Origin of the sequence: Zhongshania borealis (assembly GCF_039539625.1) — a bacterium.
In the GTDB taxonomy this organism is placed as follows: Bacteria; Pseudomonadota; Gammaproteobacteria; order Pseudomonadales; family Spongiibacteraceae; genus Spongiibacter; species Spongiibacter borealis.
On record NZ_BAABDM010000002.1, the window covers coordinates 216,653 to 234,778 of the forward strand.

The 18,126-nt window shown below is 51.5% G+C and carries 21 protein-coding genes; 9 read left to right on the top strand and 12 right to left on the bottom strand.

Translation table 11 applies throughout. The features are described 5' to 3' along the window. Positions 1-3: 3 nt before the first annotated feature. The 4 genes from ABD836_RS07265 to ABD836_RS07280 all read right to left on the bottom strand — a co-directional run bounded on the left by ABD836_RS07265 (position 4) and on the right by ABD836_RS07280 (position 2,849). The gene (locus ABD836_RS07265) at positions 4-948 is read right to left on the bottom strand and encodes a PA2778 family cysteine peptidase (RefSeq protein WP_344934020.1); all 945 of its coding nucleotides are present in this window, start codon (positions 946-948) and stop codon (positions 4-6) included. Then, positions 935-1,333 (bottom strand): PA2779 family protein, encoded by a 399-nt coding sequence (locus ABD836_RS07270; RefSeq protein WP_344934023.1) that lies wholly within the window; start codon positions 1,331-1,333, stop codon positions 935-937. The genes ABD836_RS07265 and ABD836_RS07270 overlap by 14 nt, the downstream gene beginning before the upstream one ends. A 60-nt stretch (positions 1,334-1,393) precedes the next feature. Next, positions 1,394-1,948, bottom strand: coding sequence for a glycine zipper 2TM domain-containing protein (locus ABD836_RS07275; RefSeq protein WP_344934026.1), 555 nt, complete (start codon positions 1,946-1,948; stop codon positions 1,394-1,396). Between the two features lie 136 nt (positions 1,949-2,084). Then, positions 2,085-2,849 carry an adenosylcobinamide-GDP ribazoletransferase gene (locus ABD836_RS07280; protein WP_344934028.1) on the bottom strand — a complete coding sequence of 255 codons (765 nt, stop codon included), beginning with the start codon at positions 2,847-2,849 and terminating at the stop codon, positions 2,085-2,087. A gap of 267 nt (positions 2,850-3,116) precedes the next feature. On the opposite strand from ABD836_RS07280, the gene ABD836_RS07285 reads away from it, so the two are divergent. After that, positions 3,117-3,596 carry a peroxiredoxin gene (locus ABD836_RS07285; RefSeq protein ID WP_344934030.1) on the top strand — a complete coding sequence of 160 codons (480 nt, stop codon included), beginning with the start codon at positions 3,117-3,119 and terminating at the stop codon, positions 3,594-3,596. Then, positions 3,593-4,402, top strand: a complete 810-nt coding sequence (gene murI / locus ABD836_RS07290; RefSeq protein WP_344934032.1) for a glutamate racemase — start codon at positions 3,593-3,595, stop codon at positions 4,400-4,402. Before ABD836_RS07285 ends, murI begins: the two co-directional genes overlap by 4 nt. Here murI and ABD836_RS07295 read toward each other — a convergent pair. The 3 genes from ABD836_RS07295 to ABD836_RS07305 all read right to left on the bottom strand — a co-directional run bounded on the left by ABD836_RS07295 (position 4,389) and on the right by ABD836_RS07305 (position 6,811). Beyond that, positions 4,389-4,727 carry a hypothetical protein gene (locus ABD836_RS07295; protein WP_344934034.1) on the bottom strand — a complete coding sequence of 113 codons (339 nt, stop codon included), beginning with the start codon at positions 4,725-4,727 and terminating at the stop codon, positions 4,389-4,391. The two genes, murI and ABD836_RS07295, sit on opposite strands and share 14 nt — an antisense overlap. 264 nt (positions 4,728-4,991) lie before the next feature. Further along, positions 4,992-5,999 (bottom strand): aromatic ring-hydroxylating oxygenase subunit alpha, encoded by a 1,008-nt coding sequence (locus ABD836_RS07300; protein ID WP_344934036.1) that lies wholly within the window; start codon positions 5,997-5,999, stop codon positions 4,992-4,994. Between the two features lie 194 nt (positions 6,000-6,193). Next, a complete protein-coding gene (locus ABD836_RS07305) occupies positions 6,194-6,811 on the bottom strand; it encodes a hypothetical protein (RefSeq protein ID WP_344934038.1) in 618 nt (205 codons plus the stop codon). A 99-nt stretch (positions 6,812-6,910) separates the two neighbouring features. On the opposite strand from ABD836_RS07305, the gene moaA reads away from it, so the two are divergent. The 6 genes from moaA (at position 6,911) to ABD836_RS07335 (ending at position 13,110) form a co-directional block, all read left to right on the top strand. Beyond that, positions 6,911-7,912, top strand: coding sequence for a GTP 3',8-cyclase MoaA (moaA, locus tag ABD836_RS07310; protein WP_344934040.1), 1,002 nt, complete (start codon positions 6,911-6,913; stop codon positions 7,910-7,912). Between the two features lie 49 nt (positions 7,913-7,961). Beyond that, a complete protein-coding gene (locus tag ABD836_RS07315; RefSeq protein ID WP_344934042.1) occupies positions 7,962-8,468 on the top strand; it encodes a cupin domain-containing protein in 507 nt (168 codons plus the stop codon). A 16-nt stretch (positions 8,469-8,484) separates the two neighbouring features. Next, positions 8,485-9,417, top strand: a complete 933-nt coding sequence (locus tag ABD836_RS07320) for an AAA family ATPase (protein ID WP_344934044.1) — start codon at positions 8,485-8,487, stop codon at positions 9,415-9,417. Positions 9,418-9,427: 10 nt separating this feature from the next. Continuing rightward, positions 9,428-10,870, top strand: a complete 1,443-nt coding sequence (locus tag ABD836_RS07325; protein WP_344934047.1) for a VWA domain-containing protein — start codon at positions 9,428-9,430, stop codon at positions 10,868-10,870. Between the two features lie 101 nt (positions 10,871-10,971). Then, positions 10,972-11,613, top strand: coding sequence for a DUF502 domain-containing protein (locus tag ABD836_RS07330; RefSeq protein ID WP_344934050.1), 642 nt, complete (start codon positions 10,972-10,974; stop codon positions 11,611-11,613). Positions 11,614-11,649: 36 nt separating this feature from the next. Beyond that, positions 11,650-13,110 carry a TrkH family potassium uptake protein gene (locus ABD836_RS07335; protein ID WP_344934053.1) on the top strand — a complete coding sequence of 487 codons (1,461 nt, stop codon included), beginning with the start codon at positions 11,650-11,652 and terminating at the stop codon, positions 13,108-13,110. Positions 13,111-13,121: 11 nt separating this feature from the next. On the opposite strand, the gene ABD836_RS07340 is transcribed toward ABD836_RS07335, so the two are convergent. The 3 genes from ABD836_RS07340 to ABD836_RS07350 all read right to left on the bottom strand — a co-directional run bounded on the left by ABD836_RS07340 (position 13,122) and on the right by ABD836_RS07350 (position 14,004). Further along, positions 13,122-13,478, bottom strand: a complete 357-nt coding sequence (locus ABD836_RS07340; RefSeq protein ID WP_344934055.1) for a DUF4112 domain-containing protein — start codon at positions 13,476-13,478, stop codon at positions 13,122-13,124. A gap of 4 nt (positions 13,479-13,482) precedes the next feature. Then, the gene (locus tag ABD836_RS07345) at positions 13,483-13,641 is read right to left on the bottom strand and encodes a YqaE/Pmp3 family membrane protein (RefSeq protein ID WP_344934058.1); all 159 of its coding nucleotides are present in this window, start codon (positions 13,639-13,641) and stop codon (positions 13,483-13,485) included. Between the two features lie 87 nt (positions 13,642-13,728). Then, entirely contained in the window at positions 13,729-14,004 is a 276-nt protein-coding gene (locus tag ABD836_RS07350; RefSeq protein ID WP_344934059.1) for a DUF202 domain-containing protein, read from the bottom strand. A 105-nt stretch (positions 14,005-14,109) separates the two neighbouring features. On the opposite strand from ABD836_RS07350, the gene ABD836_RS07355 reads away from it, so the two are divergent. Next, entirely contained in the window at positions 14,110-15,351 is a 1,242-nt protein-coding gene (locus ABD836_RS07355) for a leucine-rich repeat-containing protein kinase family protein (protein ID WP_344934061.1), read from the top strand. A gap of 61 nt (positions 15,352-15,412) precedes the next feature. Here ABD836_RS07355 and ABD836_RS07360 read toward each other — a convergent pair whose 3' ends face one another. After that, entirely contained in the window at positions 15,413-15,631 is a 219-nt protein-coding gene (locus ABD836_RS07360; RefSeq protein WP_344934064.1) for a hypothetical protein, read from the bottom strand. 172 nt (positions 15,632-15,803) lie between these two features. Further along, positions 15,804-17,912, bottom strand: a complete 2,109-nt coding sequence (locus ABD836_RS07365) for a PQQ-dependent dehydrogenase, methanol/ethanol family (protein ID WP_344934065.1) — start codon at positions 17,910-17,912, stop codon at positions 15,804-15,806. Positions 17,913-18,126: the final 214 nt, after the last annotated feature.

The following is an 18,126-nucleotide window of genomic DNA, read 5'->3' on the forward strand; positions in this document are numbered from 1 at the left end:
AGCTTATTGGTTTCGCATTTCACAGTGCTCCGCAGCCGCCTCGGCGGCGCGGATGTCACTGGCGCTATCACGATATAGCTGGTCATCAGGCGCGAGCGCTTCGGCACGACTAATCGCCGTTAGGGCTTGCTCCTTACAGCCACCGGCCAGCAGCGAATAGGCGTAATTATTCCAGAGTGCTGGGTCCTCAGCGCTGAACGTCAACAAATGCGCAAACAAGGCAATTGCTCGCTGATTCTCGCCTTGCGACAGGGCTAAATTTGCCTGCGCGGTAAGAACCGGCTGAGAATCTGGCCAGCGTTCCGCGGCTAGAGCATAAAAACCTGCCGCGAGCTCAGGGTGGCCAGTTTGCTCAAAGGCATAAGCGCTGCTGATTGTCGCTACAGGCTCTGCCGTAACTGGCAGACGACTGCTATCGACCATAACCCGCGCCCAGTTGTCAGTGCGATCCCATGTTGCGATAAAAGTCGAAAACGGCATGCGATAATAGGCATGACTCCCCGAGTGCAAAATCAACTCTTCACTGTCTAAATCGTAGCCAACCGCAAGCGCATAATGCCACTGGGGCCACCACGAGAAGCTCAGATTTTGAAAGACGAGAACTGGATTCCCGGAGCTGATTTCCCTAAGTAGGGCATGAAAATCTTTCGCCAAGGGGTAGGGTAGCAAACCCAAACGACGGCTAGCGGCCTGCATTTCCACGGCAAGCGATCCCTTTTTACCGGGGATAAACAAGCGCTTTGCTAGCTCGTTTTGATTCGCATCAATACCGTAATACTGGGCGACTTCAGCCAAAGCCGCAGGGCCACAATAGAATTGCTGCTGCGCAATAAACGGCACATCTAGTTGGCGCCGCGGCGCGATGGTCTCGGCGTATTCCTTTAGGGGTAAACCTGAACAGGCCTGCAGAAGCAGGCACAGTAGTACGAAGGTTTTACTTCGCCGCATTAACAAACGGGAAGATATCGGTAATACCCAGCACATCAGTAATAAAGAAGATTAAGACCAATAGCGCTAACAGGCCAACCGCACCTGAGCCCGCTGGCATTTCAGCCATACGTTCGTGGAGCATGGCCAGTTCGGTAGGGCTTAGCGCGTCAATACGTGCCTCGACATCTGCAGGTGACACACCTAATTCCAGTAAACGAGAACGCACATCATCACTGGCCAGTGCAGCTTTCATTTCTGCACGATCCGATTGAACCGAATATTCCGCTACCATTTTATCGGTGCTAATTACCGCCGCAGAGGCGGTACTAGCTAATAATCCAGTCCAAATCATAAAGCCGCTCATCACGACAGCGGTACTACGTTTTGCCAATACTTTATTCATAAAGCTCACTCCAGTATAAAATTAACCGCACACAAAGGTGCCGGTGCGGCCTAGTAGAACTTAAAGACTACTCGTCTCAGGTTTACTCATGACCAGTTGGCCATTTTCAACGGGAATGGTTGCTCCCGGCTTATGATCCATAATGACCGTCTCAGTTTTACCGTCTAGTTGGTAGGTAACACTATAGCCGGTAATTTTCTGATGCGGATCTTGTACAGTATTACAGCGTTGTTCGGTGGTGGTATATACGTCTTTTTGCTGCATATTCTTTTGTACTTTATTACCGGCATAGCCACCGGCTGCCGCACCCGCCACGGTCGCTAACTTCTTACCGTTGCCGCCACCCACTTGCTTACCAATAACCGCACCCAATACCGCGCCAATAACCGTACCAGTGACCTGATTGCCGTCTTTTACTTCAGCCTGATGCTGTACCACTTCGTCATAACATTCTTGCCGATCAGTGTAGTAGGTTTCAGTAATGGCCTTGCTGTCGACAACCTCAGCAAACTGCGGCTTTTTGTTTTCTACCAAGGTGTTATAGCCGGCGTAACTGCCAGCGGCTGTGACAGCAACCGCGCCAAAAATGCCGCCTACTAATAAATTTGTGTTCATGCCTGTATCCTCAGCCATCAATTGCTTGTAGTGCTATGACTGTAGTCGAGGCTAGGAGTGCCGTTAGAATGGCAGCCAAGTCTGTGCAGTATTCACACTCTGTGTATTAGCCGCAAGGGCATTGGCGATGAATTGCTCATAGTAAAAAAGCGAAATACACTGTTATTTCAATAACTTGCTGCGCAGCGCCGAGGGCATCACCGGTATAACCGCCAATTCGGCGACGCAAATAGGCCGCAAAGCCCAAACGAAAGCCAATAGCCGCAATGAGTAAAACGCCCAACGAAGTTACGTCAATTAAAAAGAGCAGGGGAATAAGCACGACACCGGAATACCACCAGTGTTTTAGCGGCATTGTCGTCGCCAAGGGTTTGGACTTGCCTTCGCCACGAACGTAATCGAGGTCGAGCAAATACGAGGTCGACACCCAACGGCTAAACACATGCCCCCACAGGAGGGCGCCACATACTGTCGATGCCGATGGCATGGCGCCCAAACTGGCCGCTTTCAGGGCCAAAATTAATATCAGGCCCACGGTGCCGTATGTGCCTATCCGCGAGTCTTTCATTATGCGCAGCACATCTTCACTACGCCAACCACCACCAAAACCGTCGCAACTATCAGCAAATCCATCTTCATGGAAAGAACCGGTAATCAGAATAGATGCGACCATCGACAACAGCACGGCAATGACGCCATTTGCAAACACGGCTAGGGCCACCACGTATACCAACGCTGCCAAAAAACCGACCAACAAACCCACCAAGGGAAAATAGCGCGATGCGCCGTTGAGCTTTGCCTCGGTAAAACTTGGATCTTCAGGCACCGGCAGACGCGTTAAAAACCCCACTGCCAAAATAAACACCTGCCATTCATAGCGACACTGTTGCCGAGATATCAAATGTTAACTCCACATTGCATATACCCAGAATAAATTCTGGCCACCAATTTAAGTCGCTTAGTGTATCAAGCCCGCTCGTATTCATGTGTTTTTATTCAAAAGCTAACGGGATAGCGGCTAAACTCTTGCAACCATCACCCACTCCCGGCCGGCCGCCGGTATCAAGAAACTTTGATTTTTCAAGTGCATTACGCCCAAGCCACAGCTCTGCTAAACTGCTTAATTACAATCTCAGAAAAACCTTCACACATAATTAAAGGTCCTATTATGAGCATTCAGACTGGCGACAAGATCCCCGCAGTAACATTGAAAGTTATGGGCGAGAAAGGCCCGCAAGACATTACGAGTGAAGAAATCTTTGCCGGTAAGAAAGTTGTGTTATTTGCCGTACCTGGCGCCTTTACACCGGGTTGTTCAATAACGCACTTGCCTGGCTACGTGGTAAATGCCGACAAAATAAAAGCGGCCGGTGTCGACACCATTGTCTGCATGTCAGTTAACGACGCCTTTGTTATGGACGCCTGGGGCAAGTCGCAAAATGCAGAAGAATTGCTAATGCTTGCCGACGGCAACGGCGATCTCACCAAAGCCCTGGGCCTAGAAATGGATGCCAGCGGTTTTGGTATGGGCACCCGCGCCAAACGCTTTGCGATGATTGTCGACAACGGCAGCGTAAGTCATATCGCCGTTGAACCCGCTGGTGGCGTTGACGTTAGCGCCGCTGAAAAAATCCTCGCCCTGCTGTGAGCGCACGCCAGCACACGCTCCGTGTGCTGATCTTCGATTCCGGCGTTGGCTCACTGAGTATCGGCGCCGCGATACACGATCTGCTTCCGGAAGTTGAACTGCTCTACGTCATGGACCACGACGGATTTCCCTATGGGGAATGGGACGAAGCCAAGCTCACGGCGCATATATGCGCCACCATAGAACAGGTTCTGTCCGCTCACCACGTAGACTTATTGGTCATGGCCTGCAACTCAGCAAGTACGGCGGTATTACCGGCGCTACGCAAGCAAATTACAATACCCGTTGTTGGTGTCGTGCCCGCCATTAAGCCTGCGGCGGCGCTGAGCCAAAGCGGCGTTATCGGCCTCCTAGCCACCCCCGGCACCGTAAGCCGCCCTTACACAGCTCAACTTATTCAAGACTTTGCCGCTAATTGCCAAATTATTGCCGTGGGGAGTCGCGAGCTCGCTCCCGCAGTAGAAAATTATATTTGGCATGGACAAGAACTCGACGCGGTCCTCCACAAAGTAAAAACAGCGTTTAGCCAGCACCCCGAATTTGCCCATATGGACACCGTAGTGCTGGCATGCACTCACTTCCCATTAGTCGCCAAGCAACTCTCAACATTAATGCCAAATATTAACTGGGTGGATTCTGGTCAGGCGATTGCGCGACGGGTGGCCTTTCTCATTGAGCAATTAGGTCTGACGACGATGCCGGATAAGCTCGCCACGCAGTCAGTGATTATTCTTGGTGAAGAGCCCATAAGCGCAAGTTTACGGTGTTATTTGCAGGCTAATAATATTCACATCAACGCAGGTTAAATGCCTCAACGCTACTATTATAAGTCCCTCGCACCTCGCTCATATTTTTCATGGCAACATTATAATTCGCGATACGTTTACGACGGCGCTCATCATTATCACGGCCAGTGCCTATGGCGGTTTTATCCATAGTATCTAGGCATTTTAAATAACGCTCACTATCATCCAGATAGCGTTCTACTCGTCGTTTAGCGGCATTCATATCGTCGGCATCAGCAATTGCGCCATCGACCAAATTTTTGGGTACTAAGGGCAGAATACATGCTGCTTTTGCGAGTGGTGCCCAGCAAACAATAATTAAAAAAATAAATGTGCAAAAACGCATTAATTCGATCCGGAGAAAAATTCTTTGGCAGAGTATACCCACAGAACTGTCGAATGTCAGATGTCGCTGGCAAAGCACTCGCGGAGTATTAGAGAGAGGTGACGTAAGAAGGAAAATTCCCGCGGAAACCACGGTGTTAAACAACTTGTCTATTTGTTGCGAGGGTAAGCCCCTGTCTAAACAGGGGCGATGATTTGTATCCTTATGCTTACGCAGGCGGAAATAAGCACACCACCGTTAAAAGATCTGATGTCAGACCTTGGTTTATAGTGCCCGGGGGTCAAAACCACCTGCGTAAAACTGGCTATACCATTTGCGGAATTTAGCGATAGGACCGTCACCATCACACAGGATAGGGAGGGGGCGGTAAATCTTATGTTCCCAAATCGGCTTATCTTCTTCTAGCTGGCCAACGATATTGGCGATGATCGCAGCGTTAACACCACCTTTTTTGACTTCGCCGTTTACTTTGGGCTGAATGAATGCAAAGCGAACCTGCACCGTGTGCTCATCTATTGGCGTGGTCAGACCTAATAAAAAGGTATCGGCAATACCTTCGAACTTGGTAAAACCCTGGCCTGGGCCAGCACTACCGGTTCGAATAGAACCCTTCACTTCACCTCGTGGCGTTGGCATATTCGCCACCTGCAGACCGCGTACAAATGGGCCGTCGTAGGTGGTTTCCCACTCAGGGAAAGAGGCTGTGCCATGTACATATTTAAAATGCGCTGGATCAGCAGCATTCTCAGCCATTTCTTGAGGATGCGTTTTAATAATCCACTCATAGCGGTCTTGAGGTGACCAGTCGTCGCTATTGGCTTCATCGTGACTGATTACTTCCCACAACGGCGCAACACCATCTGGGTGATACCAGGCCCAAATCACTTGATTGGTTTCCGTAACAGGGAAGGTTTTCAGGCACTTTTTACCGGCTACTTTTGGCGGCATATTCTTCGCGTAGGGCACATCAACACATTCGCCCTCAGGGTTAAATTTCCATGAATGGAAAGGGCACACTATATTATTGCCTTCAATGCGACCGCCACCGGTGCCAGAGCGCTCGTGAATACCGTGACCAAGGTGCGCGCCCAAATGTGGGCAGTAAGCTTCCATCAGCACCGCTTTGCCGGCCTCGGTGCGGAATAACACCAACTCTTCATTAAAATAATGTACGGCGCGAGATTCGCTCGGCGCCAGCTCGTCGGAGTAAGACACGGCAAACCAGCCGAAGGGCATGGGCATAGGGTAGCGTTTTAGCATTTGGCTAGTCATTATTCTGTCCTCAAGGCACTTGGCGCCAAACCATAACATTGGCGAGTTTGGCGTATTTTGCCCACACTTTACTCTCCACACCTCCACAGACAATGACAAATGGAGACATGACACTGGCAAAAAACGCCATTCTGGCGCAGGCCAAATAAGGGCAACCGTCCTTGGCCGCTAGGCTCAGCAGGCATATTTTGCGCTTAACGCCAGCTTTTGAATTTTTCCATCATCACATCGGCGCCCATGCGAATCAGCGACTCATTAGGCGAGCCAGGCTGCACGCCGGTAGCCAAAATAGTTTGCTGCACGGCAATCTCTTTAGCGACTTCTTCCATGGTTTGCTCGTCAACCGGCTCCCCCTCTGCAGTGGTCGCCTCGCCATTTGCCGCAGCACGAATTTGTGCATCACGCTCGGAGCCCGGTTCAATACCGCCGCGGCGCATCACTTCAACCACCGCCAAATCTTCCGCCGCCTGGCGACTATCAATTGGATTGCCCTCGGCGTCGTAAATGCCATCATTTGGCTCATAGGCCGTTTCAGGTGCCTGGCCCATGCTAATACGAATCATCGCGGCTTCGGTCGAATCCGGCGCCACGCCGGCTTTACGCACCGCCGCCTCTGCCGCACGTGCTTTGCCTGCCTGCATCGCGGTAGTTGGATTACCATGACGATCATATATAACCGCCGTTTGATTAACCTCGGCGCTGGCAGATGCCTCGGCAGCACTGCTGCCTTGGGAATTTGCCGTTGATTCTGCCGCCTGCAAGGGCAGTGCAAACATAAGTGCAATTCCTGCCAAGGTATTGATAGTTTTCATTTTTCACCCCTAATTCATCTGAAATTTAATACTATTGAATTCTTTTCCAAGCCTGCACAGGCGAAGCTCATTGGCCCAAGCTGTGGTAGCATCAACGCCATGACTAGCACAAGCGCCCCATTACAAGACCGCTTTGGTCGCAGTGTAGATTACCTGCGCCTCTCGGTCACCGATCGCTGCGATTTTCGCTGTGTATATTGCATGGCGGAAGATATGACCTTTTTGCCGCGCAAGCAAATTCTTAGCCTTGAGCAGTTATACGATGTTGCCAGCAGCTTTGTTGAGCTCGGCGTACGGAAAATTCGCCTCACTGGCGGCGAACCGCTGGTTCGCAATAATGTGATGGCCCTGATCCAACGCTTGGGCAAACTCGAACAACTGGAACAACTGCACCTGACCACCAATGGCGCCCAACTAGACAAATACGCTGAGCCACTGAAAGCCGCGGGTCTAACGGGCATGAATATTAGCATCGACAGTCTTCAACCGGACCGTTTTAAGGCGCTAACGCGCTTTGGTGAACTCAGTAAAGTACTCGGCGGTATCGACGCCGCCGTCGCCACAGGCTTTGAGCGCATTAAACTCAATGCCGTGATTCTCAAGGGTCGCAATGACGACGAAATACTCGACTTAGTCGATTACGCTCGCCACCAAAACGTCGACATCAGTTTTATTGAAGAAATGCCGCTAGGCCATATTAGCGAGCACGACCGCGCCTTGAGCTTTATAAGTAGCGAGCAAATTCGCGACATCATCCACGCCCGCTACCCCTTAACCACCAGTACCGAAAGCACCGGCGGCCCATCGCGCTACCACCGCATGGCCGACAGCAGAAGCCGCATCGGTTTCATCTCACCCCACAGCCATAACTTCTGCCACCTGTGTAATCGGGTACGGCTCACTGTCGAAGGCCGCCTGCTATTGTGCTTAGGCAATGAACACTCGCTAAACCTGAAGGAAATTATTGAGGCGCACCCCGGCGACACGCAGGTATTGCAAGCCGCCATCATCAAAGCCATGGACCTGAAACCTGAGCGCCATCATTTTGATCTCGACGGCGAACCGCAAATCGTGCGCTTTATGAATACCACCGGTGGCTAATGCCAGCCCCGTCCGCGCAGCACGTTTTCTCAGCGAGCCTAATGTCACTATGAGCAGTACAGCAATCATCGCTCAGCTCGGCCTCGAACCGCATCTTGAAGGCGGCTACTTTCGGCGCAGCTATACCGCGGCACACAGCATCAACGGACGCGCGGCGATGTCGTCGATCTACTATTTACTTAGCGGCGACAGCCCCGTTGGCCACCTACACCGCAATCGCTCAGACATTCTGCATTTTTGGCAGGGCGGCAAGCCGCTGCATTACACCCTAGTGTCACCCAACGGCGAGGTGAGCCACCCCATAATGGGGCCGAATATCGCCGAGGGTGAACTCCTGCAAATGCTCGTGCCCGGTGGCTACTGGAAAGCATCGGAGTTAAAGGCAAACCGCTTAGCATCCAGCGACTACGGATTAATTTCCGAGGCGGTATGCCCCGGTTTTGATTTTGCTGACCACGAACTGGCCAGCGCCGCACAAATCCAGCGCGACTACCCTCAGCATTGGCCTGAACTCGCGCACCTTATTTCGCCCTCAGACCACGACAACAAGCAATAAACTTGGAAGCCCCGCCATGAGCGACGCCCGTGAAAACATCGACAAACTCATCGCCCAATTAGCTGAGCAGGGCTATATCGCCAGCTCCGCCATTGCCACTACGCTCTATATTGCCCAGCAATTAGAACGGCCTATTCTTATCGAAGGGCCGCCGGGCGTGGGCAAGACTGAACTGGCCAATGCCACCGCCGCCATGCTCAATAAACCCATGTTTCGCCTACAGTGTTACGAGGGGCTAGATGAAAGCAAGGCGCTGTACGACTGGAGATACAGCAAGCAATTACTGTACGTGCAGGTCTTAAAAGAACAGCTACAAGAAATCCTTAATGGCGCCGAAGGCTTGAGTTCCGCGGTCGAGCGCCTCCACAATTTTGACGACATTTTTTATTCCGAACGTTTTCTGGAGCCCCGGCCGTTGCTCAAAGCGCTGCAGAGTGACAGCGGCGCAGTATTGCTCATCGACGAAATCGACAAGGCCGATTATGAATTTGAATCACTGCTGCTAGAAATTCTTGCCGATTTTAAAGTTACCTTGCCGGAAATCGGCACCTTAAGCGCCGTGCATAAGCCCCTGGTTATCCTCACTAGCAATAATACTCGCGACCTCAGCGATGCCCTTAAGCGCCGCTGCCTGCACCTGTATATTCCCTTCCCAGAGGCCAAGCTAGAAAACCAAATCGTGCAGAGTAGGGTGCCCGAGGTACCCGAAGTGCTACGTCGCCAATTGGTGGATTTTGTACACAGCGTGCGCAGCTTCGACCTTAAGAAACAACCGGCCATCAGTGAAACCATCGATTGGGCCCGCAGCTTACTGCTGCTGCACAGCGACCGCCTGTCAAAGCAACTCGTCGAAGACACACTCAATGTGCTGCTCAAATACGAGGAAGACATCGCCATGGTCACCCCAGAGCTGCACAGCCTAATTAAAAAATCCGAACGCGAGCTGTAAATCCACGCCCATGGATAGCACCTTGCTGCAATTTATTCGGCACCTGCGCCACCACGGCCTGCCGGTATCGACCGCCGAAACCCTAGACGCGATGCAAGTCACCGCGGCCTTGGGCTATGGCGACCCAGTCTTGCTTCGCGACGGTCTCGCGAGCTGCCTAGCCAAAACCGTCGATGACAACGACACCTTTGCACTGTGTTTTGAACGGTTTTTCCACCTCAACAATCCTCAGACGGAAAGCGAAGCCCACGCGGACGAGCAAGGCGAGAATGCAAACACGGACCAAGCGAACTCCGAACAGGGCACCGGAGCAGAAGGCAGTGCAGCAAGCGCCGAGGAGCCCGCACAGGGTGATGGCGACAGCCAGGGCGAAGCGGGTGGCGAAGGTCAAAGTGACGCGGCCATGCCCGGTAAAGGTGGCGGCGGTGGCGGGCAGGGCAGTCAAATCCGCGCCGAAGTAATGCGCGCAGCAGCCGAAGTCAATCTGGAGAATATTCAATTTCGCACCCAGCGCGGTATTTTTCGACGTCGAATTCTCCAGGCACTAGGTGATCAACAACGCCAAGCTGAAATACAAGCATTGCGCGAGGCGGGTAATGACGAACAAGCCAACTGGCTTGAACAAATCCGTCAGGGCCAAATAGACGCCGTCATTGAGGTCATCAATCGACAATTGTTACTCAACAACGACGCCGCTACCCGCGCTATTCGCGACGATATACTTCAGAACAGCTCTCTGTCGGCCATGGAGTCTTATCACCGCGAGCGCCTGCCGCCACTGATTCGCAAACTCGCCAAAAAACTCGCCTCCCGGCATCGACAGCGCCAACGTCACGCGCGCAAAGGCAAGCTCGACCTTGGCAAAACACTGCGCCGCAATATCGCCTACGGCGGCATTCCCTTCCATCGTTATTGGAAAACTACTCGCAAAGATAAAAGCGAGATTTATGTTTTATGTGATATTAGCGGCTCGGTCAGCGCGTGGTCGCGGGTGTTACTGCTGTTTATGCAGGCACTGAACGACGTTCTACCCAGTACTCGTTGTTTTGTGTTTTGCGGGAAAAGCATTGAAGTCACTGATTTATTCCGTCAGCACCCCGCCGACGAAGCACTGGCAATTGTTCAGCAACGCCACGGCTTAGGCGGCAGTGACTATGGTCTGGCACTAAATAGTTTTCGCGATCAGATTTCCGACAAACTCAACCGCCGCAGTTGTGTAATTATATTAGGTGACGGACGCGGCAACGGCGGCGATAGCGGCATTGCCGCGCTTCGCGATATATACCACCGCGCCCGCCTAGTGCTGTGGTTTAATCCAGAATCGCAATACAACTGGAACACCGGTGATTCAGAAATACGGCGCTATCAAAGTGCAGCACACTATGTCGCAGAGTGTGGCTCACTGCGAAAATTAGAACGCTTACTCGACGGCCTATTAAGTCTATTGCGTTAAAAAAACGCGAAATACTGCGGCACTAATTCACCGTCATTAGCGATGTAGTCCACGGCTAAACTCGCTACTATACGCACTGACCTAGACCAACCTGGATCACTATGAACAAGCTCAAGCATTTTATTAGTCAGTCATTCATTGGTGGCGTGTTGGTTATTGCCCCTATTATTATTTTATTGCTGGCCCTGCGCTGGGCAATGCAAAGCGTGCAGTCGCTCATCGCCCCACTCACCGATCCACTAGAGCGTATAACCGGTGCACCAAGCCTGGCGATAGACGCCGCCGTTATCGTTTTAATATTGCTCGGCTGCTTTATGGTCGGGACGTTGGTCGCGACACGCGCCGGACACTGGCTGCAAAATTTTGTCGACAATCACCTCGCCCGGTTTGCGCCTGGCTACAAACTCATTCGCGATATTATTCAGCAAATGTTTGGCGCCAATAGCAACTCACCATTTACCCGGGGCGAAGCCGCGGTTGTGCAGCTGTATGGCAGCCACATTCCCTCCCGCGCAACGGCCATTATCACCAGTCGTCACGACAATGGTTGGTTTACGGTGTTTGTACCGACCGGGCCCAACCCCACCTCGGGCTTTGTCTATCACCTGCCGCCCGATTGCGTCGAACCACGCCCCGACATTAAGTTGGACGTTGCGTTTAAATCGATTATTTCTTGTGGCGCCGGATCAGCCGAACTCGGCATCATCAGAACCGCAGAAAATAAGCCGGTAACTCAGTCATAATGATTTCTACGCTAGCCAAGCGATAACAGCGAAACCATGATGAACCAAGCCACACTGATTAAACCGGTACTAAAAGTCTGCAGCTTAATTCTGCTGGTCTTTGGCTTGCTGATGGCTGTGCCACTGCTTATGGCCATCATCTACAACACTGGCAACAGCCGCGCGTTTGCCAGCGCTCTGGCCTTAACGGTGACTCTCGCCGCGTGTGGCTGGATGCTATCGCGGTCCTACCGCATGAATATGCTCACCCCCAGACAAATGTTTTTGATCACCACCAGTTCCTGGCTGATGATCTCACTGACCGGCGCCCTACCTTTTTTATTAATACCCGGTTTTTGCGACTTCACTGACGCCGTATTTGAATCCGTGTCTGGCCTAACCACCACCGGCTCAACCGTATTAGTTGGGCTCGACGATATGGCACACGACATACTGGTGTGGCGCTCCATGTTGCAATGGATCGGTGGACTTGGGGTCATTGGTATGGCGGTCGCCATTTTGCCCTTTTTAAAAGTGGGCGGCATGCGTCTTTTCCAGACAGAATCATCCGACTGGTCAGACAAAACCACCCGCTCCGGCACCATGGTGACAATGATCATCTACGTTTACATCATACTGACCTTCTTGTGCGCGGGCGCCTATATGCTCGACGGCATGGACGGCTTTCACGCTGTAAATCACGCCATGACCACTATTTCAACCGGCGGCTATTCCACCTCAGACAGCTCCTTTGCCCAATTCGCCGACCTGCCGAGCCACTGGATTGCCATCTTCTTTATGATCTTGGGTGCTATGCCGTTCACCATTTACGTGCACTTTATAATTAAGCGCCACTGGCAAGTCTTTAACGACCAACAAATCCGCGGGTTCTTACTCACGCTGCTCACCCTCAGCGTCTTCATTACGCTGCATTTGCTCTCAGAAACCGACATCGATCTAGCTCATGCTTTCACGTATGCGAGCTTTAATCTGGTATCGGTTATCACCACCACTGGCTACGCCAGCGGCGATTACTCTCAGTGGGGCGAGCTAGCCGTAGCGGCCTTTTTCTTTGCTATGTTTATCGGCGGCTGCTCCGGCTCCACAAGCGGGGGTATTAAAATATTTCGTTTCCAATTGCTGTTTATGATGATGCAAGAGAGCATTGTTCGCGCGGTACACCCACGTGCGATGATCCGCCGCTACTATAATAACCGCCCGGTCGATGACAGCATTGTGCTATCGGCAGTAACCTTTGTATTTATTATGCTGGTGTCGCTGGTCCTTATTACCTTGCTACTGGCCTTCAGTGGGCTAGACCTCACCACCAGCTTAACTGGCGCCGCCACCGCACTCATGAACGTTGGTCCCGGACTCGGCGACACCATCGGCCCAGCCGGCAATTTCTCAAGCCTGCCCGACAGCAGTAAATGGATATTAAGTTTAGGGATGTTGTTAGGAAGACTGGAGTTTATGACGGTGATATTGATACTGACGCCAACGTATTGGAAAAGCTAAACACCGCCGCACTATTTCTTATTCCGCCGTGCTACCCACGTTTCTAACAAGTCGGCGTTGCGAATATTTTTACGGAACGCGACATCCGCAATATCACCGATAACCGGCACACTACCCAGCAAAAAATCCAAGGCTATATAGCCAAGCATTTTCAGCTGCAATGATCTCGGCGCGCTTAGCTTGTGGGCCTGCCAGATTATGCCCAAGCCGAGAAGGGCACTGAGCAGATCACCCGCCACCGGCAGCAAACCTAGCAAGGCGTCAATACCAAAGCGCCAAGACGTACCGGGAATTAACCAAGCGCCATCAAGCAGGGTGGCTAGCTGCCGACTGCGGCGCAAGCGCAGCTCGATTTCACTGTCAGTCATTTCGCTACTTCTTAGCAATAATATAAACCGCGTGGATAATCCCCGGCAGATAACCGCACAGAGTGAGGATAATATTGATCCAAAAATGTTTCCCAAAACCGACTTGTAAAAAAACCCCAACGGGGGGTAAAAGTATTGCAAATATAATACGGACGATATCCATGTGTATTAGCCTTCAGTTTTTAACATTGCTGCGTGCCAGTAAAGATAGCACAAAAAAATAATGTGTAGCCGGAGAACAGAAGCGTTGCTAGCTGTCACGTCCAGCGTCTTCGGCATAAGCATTTAAGTCCGCCCGTACGCTATTAAAGCGAAACAGGCCAATCACCAATACAAGTAGGCCGCTTATCGCCAAGACCCAGGCAATCGCGATATTAGCGTCGAGCTCGGTAAAGAACTGGAACAGTATCGCCGCCGCGCCCAATAACGCTAGGCCGGTGCGAACGTAGGCGAGAAACGTTCGTTCATTTGCAAGGCGAGTCCGTTCTAGGGCCAGTTTGTCGCGGGTATCTGAAATACTGCTCATGCGTCACCTTGTTTTACGTGTCGATGCTATTCGTGTCTTTCTTTTTACTGGCTTATTACGTAGGCTTCAAGCGCTTAATTTGCGACTCAGTACAGGCCCAACATTTTGCACACCTTAGCACAGCTTAAGTCAGGGAAATTAGCCGGCAGTCAGCGCCTGACTTTAACCGCGGACCTCACATCACTTCCCGCCGAAATACTCAGCCTCGCTGATAGCCTGGAAATTTTGGATGTGTCTAACAATAAGTTAAGCAGCTTGCCCCCTGAGCTTGCTCAACTTAAAAAACTGAAAATCCTGTTTGCCTCTAACAATTGTTTTACATCACTACCAGAGGTGCTCGGTCAGTGTGAAAATTTAGAGATGATCGGCTTTAAATCCAACCAAATTAGGACGATTACCGCTAATGCCCTGCCGCCAAAATTGCGCTGGCTGACATTGACCGATAATGAAATTGAATCGCTACCTGCTGCGCTAGGTCAGTGCCCCCGCCTGCAAAAGCTAATGCTCGCCGGCAATCGGCTACAAGTGCTACCGCAAAGTCTAGCCCAGTGCCAAAACCTTGAATTGCTACGAATTTCAGCCAATCAGCTACAACACTGCCCAGAACACATCCTCGATCTACCTAAATTGGCCTGGCTGGCATTTGCCGGCAACCCCTTTAGCCAAGATGACGCACGCAGCGTTTCTGTGCCAGACGTACCATCCTCAAGCTATACGCTGCAGCATGTGCTCGGCCAGGGTGCTTCCGGGGTAATTTCTAAAGCGACTTGGAATACGCCACCGCCACACTTAGCTCGCGATATCGCTGTTAAAATATTTAAGGGCGAGGTGACCAGTGATGGCTACCCACAGAATGAACTACGCGCCTGCGTAAAGGCGGGAAATCATCCCAATTTAGTGAAATTAATTGCGAAGGTAGAAGAAGAAAACTGCCTCGCCTTGGTCATGAATTTGATTCCACCACGGTACAAGAATCTCGGACAGCCACCGAGTTTTAGCAGCTGCACCCGTGACACCTTTGCCGACGGCTTTACACTATCAATTGCGCAGATCAGTAAAATTGTTGAGCAGATAACATCGGTTGTTGCACATCTTCATGACCAACAACTCTGCCATGGCGACGTATATGCCCACAACACCTTATTTGATGATGACGCCAACATACTGTTTGGCGATTTTGGCGCTGCGTCGATGTACCACATGCTCAGTGCTCAACAACAAAGCAAAATAAAAACGATAGAAGCGCGTGCCCTAGACTACTTTATTGATGATTTACTTAGCGTGTGCGCGCAAGAAGACCAGTGCAACCCCCAGTTTATAAAACTGAGGAAACAGTCCCTCACGTAGATCACAAAAAAGCCCAATCAATACATTGACTGGGCTTTTTAATTAAAAATTTAAAATAAAACTATTTTTTACTTTTCTTATCGTCGCCATCAGCATCAATTTTGAGCGATGTATTTTCGCCATCGCTATCACTTTCAAACGCAAAAGCACCTTCGCCGGTGTCGATACTCACTGAGGTAGAGCTTTCCTTGGCAGCGGGTGCGGCGGCTTTATCATCAGCACAGCCCATTAAAAAAGTCGCAAATAGCGCCAATGTCGTTCCTATCAGAAGCTTTTTCATAATGTCTCATTTATTTATGAATGTAACGAACACTATTGAGACTAGTTTCAACCGGCATAGTTCACTATTGGCATAACACGGTGATTGAAATGGACCGTTAGACAAAACTATTTAGTGACTCAGAGATGCTGTTGACCAACAAACATCCCTGAGTAGTAGCATAACGGAAGTGCTATTTTCCGATATCTAACTTTGCCTCCACGCCTTCATGTGCGGCAAAAATAATATAGCTACGCAGTGCTTGCACATCTTTCTTATTCAGCCTGCCCTTAAACGATGGCATACCACGGGTGCTCAATGCGCCGTCGATAATAACCGACTGCATGGCTTCATCTGCGACAAGCAGGGGAGACCAACGTAGATCCGGTACTAAGCCACTAGAGATAACATGGTCGCCATGACACACCACGCAATTGGCGTCGTACAGTGTTTTGCCCATTGCGATCGTCTCTGCATCGGCGGTGGATTCTGGCGGCACTGGCCGCTTCACCACCTCGCTTGGCAGCGCCGGAAGGGCGGCTTTCCCACCGAGCTTAAACACCATTAAACGGCCGACGCCTGCGTCACTCGCTGCGGGGAACAAGCCACCGTATACCAAGGCGAATGTCCCGCCCCAGCCCGAGGCAACGGCAATATATTGCTCGCCATCCAGCTCGTAGCTGATAGGCGGTGCGACAATCCCCGTTTGCGCAAAAAAGTCCCAAAGACGTTCGCCGTTGTCGGCGCGGTAAGCCACCAATTTGGCATCCGCATTACCTTGGAAAACCACACCGCCAGCGGTAGAGAGAATGCCGCCATTCCACGGGCTGTTATGTTCTACCTGCCAAGCGGCCTTCTGTTTAACGGGGTCCCATGCCAGCAGACGGCCTTTTACCGCGGCCTTTACCGCCTTGAACTGGGCGATTTCAGTCGGCAGTGAACCCATCGCGCTGTCTGCACCGGTATTCCAACCCTTTGCGTTAAACACGAAGTCTTTATCGTCGGCGTAAACATAAGGTGTTTCCATTGCCGGAATATAGACTAATCCAGAATCCGGATTAAACGACATAGGGTGCCAGTTGTGTCCTCCAAACGGTCCCGGCAATTGCATATACGGCGCTTTACCACCCCAGCGCGCTTCAGGGATTTCTACCGGCCGACCCGTTTCCGAATCAACGTGCGTCGCCCAGTTAACTGGCACGTAATTATTGGCCGACAGCAATTCACCCGTCGCCCGATCAATGACGTAGAAGAAACCGTTTTTAGGGGCCTGCATAATGACTTTGCGAGACTTACCATCAATATCCAGTTCAGCCAAGATCATGTGTTGCGTTGCGGTATAGTCCCAGGTCTCGCCGGGTGTTGTCTGGTAGTGCCAAACGTATTCGCCGGTGTCAGGCCGCAGCGCGACGATAGACGAGAGATACAGATTGTCGCCGCCACCGGGGCTGCGGATACTCTGATTCCAAGGTGAACCGTTACCCACACCGATATACAGCAGGTCTAACTCAGGGTCATAGGCCATGGAGTCCCAGACCGTGCCACCACCGCCATATTTCCACCACTCGCCTTTCCAGGTATCCGCGGCATTGGCCATCGCCGGGCCTTCAAAACCATCGGCTGGGTTGCCGGGCACCGTATAAAAGCGCCACAGCAGCGCGCCCTTATTGAGGTCGTAGGCAGAGACATAACCCCGCACACCGTATTCGGCACCACCATTGCCGATAAACACCTTGTCGCGAACAATGCGGGGGGCACCAGTAATGGTGTAAGGCTGACTTTGGTCCACAGTAATTGTGTCCCACAATTTTTTGCCTGTTTTAGCGTCTAGCGCAAGAAGGCGACCGTCGATGGTGCCAGTGATGATTTTGCCCTCGGCGAAGGCCACCCCGCGGTTCACCGCGTCGCAACATAAATCTGCTGCCTTGCTGCGATCGACCTTAGGGTCATACTGCCAGAGCAGGGCGCCGGTTTTGGCGTCTAATGCAAATACCTTATTCCATGTTGCGGTGACGTAAATCACGCCATCAACCACCAGCGGCGTGGCTTCAATGCCGCGGCTAACCCCCAAATCAAAAGCCCAAGCCAAACCCAAATCACCGATGTTATTTGGGCTAATTTGGGTCAGCGGTGAAAATCGTTGTTCAGCATCTCCGCCGCCGTGTTTTGTCCACTCAACAGCGGTTACTTCTGCCGGACTCGCCGGCGGTGCCGGCGTTTTAGCGCAAGCGAATAAAAACAGTGAGCTGAAACATAAAAGGCTGGCAGATTTCAGGATAGGCAATGGCCGGATATTACGCATTATTGTCTCCATGTTTTACATGATTACTTTTATGGGTCAGACAATGCCAAGCAAATGAACAGGTGTAAAGCACAAGCGTAAAAAACTCATCCCCAGCCTCGGCTCGGAGATGAAACACAGGAAACAAAGAATGCCTGCGAGCGTCGACTATCAGCGGCCCGGCATTTTCTCCAGGCAAAAAAAAAGAGCGCTCATATGAGCGCTCAAAAATACC

Bases quoted from the DNA above. Each gene is read 5' to 3' on its own strand.
- ABD836_RS07265 (WP_344934020.1), bottom strand. From the start codon at position 948: ATGCGGCGAAGTAAAACCTTCGTACTACTGTGCCTGCTTCTGCAGGCC.
- ABD836_RS07270 (WP_344934023.1), bottom strand. From the start codon at position 1,333: ATGAATAAAGTATTGGCAAAACGTAGTACCGCTGTCGTGATGAGCGGC.
- ABD836_RS07275 (WP_344934026.1), bottom strand. From the start codon at position 1,948: ATGAACACAAATTTATTAGTAGGCGGCATTTTTGGCGCGGTTGCTGTC.
- ABD836_RS07285 (WP_344934030.1), top strand. From the start codon at position 3,117: ATGAGCATTCAGACTGGCGACAAGATCCCCGCAGTAACATTGAAAGTT.
- ABD836_RS07295 (WP_344934034.1), bottom strand. From the start codon at position 4,727: ATGCGTTTTTGCACATTTATTTTTTTAATTATTGTTTGCTGGGCACCA.
- ABD836_RS07300 (WP_344934036.1), bottom strand. From the start codon at position 5,999: ATGACTAGCCAAATGCTAAAACGCTACCCTATGCCCATGCCCTTCGGC.
- ABD836_RS07305 (WP_344934038.1), bottom strand. From the start codon at position 6,811: ATGAAAACTATCAATACCTTGGCAGGAATTGCACTTATGTTTGCACTG.
- moaA (WP_344934040.1), top strand. From the start codon at position 6,911: ATGACTAGCACAAGCGCCCCATTACAAGACCGCTTTGGTCGCAGTGTA.
- ABD836_RS07315 (WP_344934042.1), top strand. From the start codon at position 7,962: ATGAGCAGTACAGCAATCATCGCTCAGCTCGGCCTCGAACCGCATCTT.
- ABD836_RS07320 (WP_344934044.1), top strand. From the start codon at position 8,485: ATGAGCGACGCCCGTGAAAACATCGACAAACTCATCGCCCAATTAGCT.
- ABD836_RS07325 (WP_344934047.1), top strand. From the start codon at position 9,428: ATGGATAGCACCTTGCTGCAATTTATTCGGCACCTGCGCCACCACGGC.
- ABD836_RS07330 (WP_344934050.1), top strand. From the start codon at position 10,972: ATGAACAAGCTCAAGCATTTTATTAGTCAGTCATTCATTGGTGGCGTG.
- ABD836_RS07335 (WP_344934053.1), top strand. From the start codon at position 11,650: ATGATGAACCAAGCCACACTGATTAAACCGGTACTAAAAGTCTGCAGC.
- ABD836_RS07340 (WP_344934055.1), bottom strand. From the start codon at position 13,478: ATGACTGACAGTGAAATCGAGCTGCGCTTGCGCCGCAGTCGGCAGCTA.
- ABD836_RS07345 (WP_344934058.1), bottom strand. From the start codon at position 13,641: ATGGATATCGTCCGTATTATATTTGCAATACTTTTACCCCCCGTTGGG.
- ABD836_RS07350 (WP_344934059.1), bottom strand. From the start codon at position 14,004: ATGAGCAGTATTTCAGATACCCGCGACAAACTGGCCCTAGAACGGACT.
- ABD836_RS07360 (WP_344934064.1), bottom strand. From the start codon at position 15,631: ATGAAAAAGCTTCTGATAGGAACGACATTGGCGCTATTTGCGACTTTT.
- ABD836_RS07365 (WP_344934065.1), bottom strand. From the start codon at position 17,912: ATGCGTAATATCCGGCCATTGCCTATCCTGAAATCTGCCAGCCTTTTA.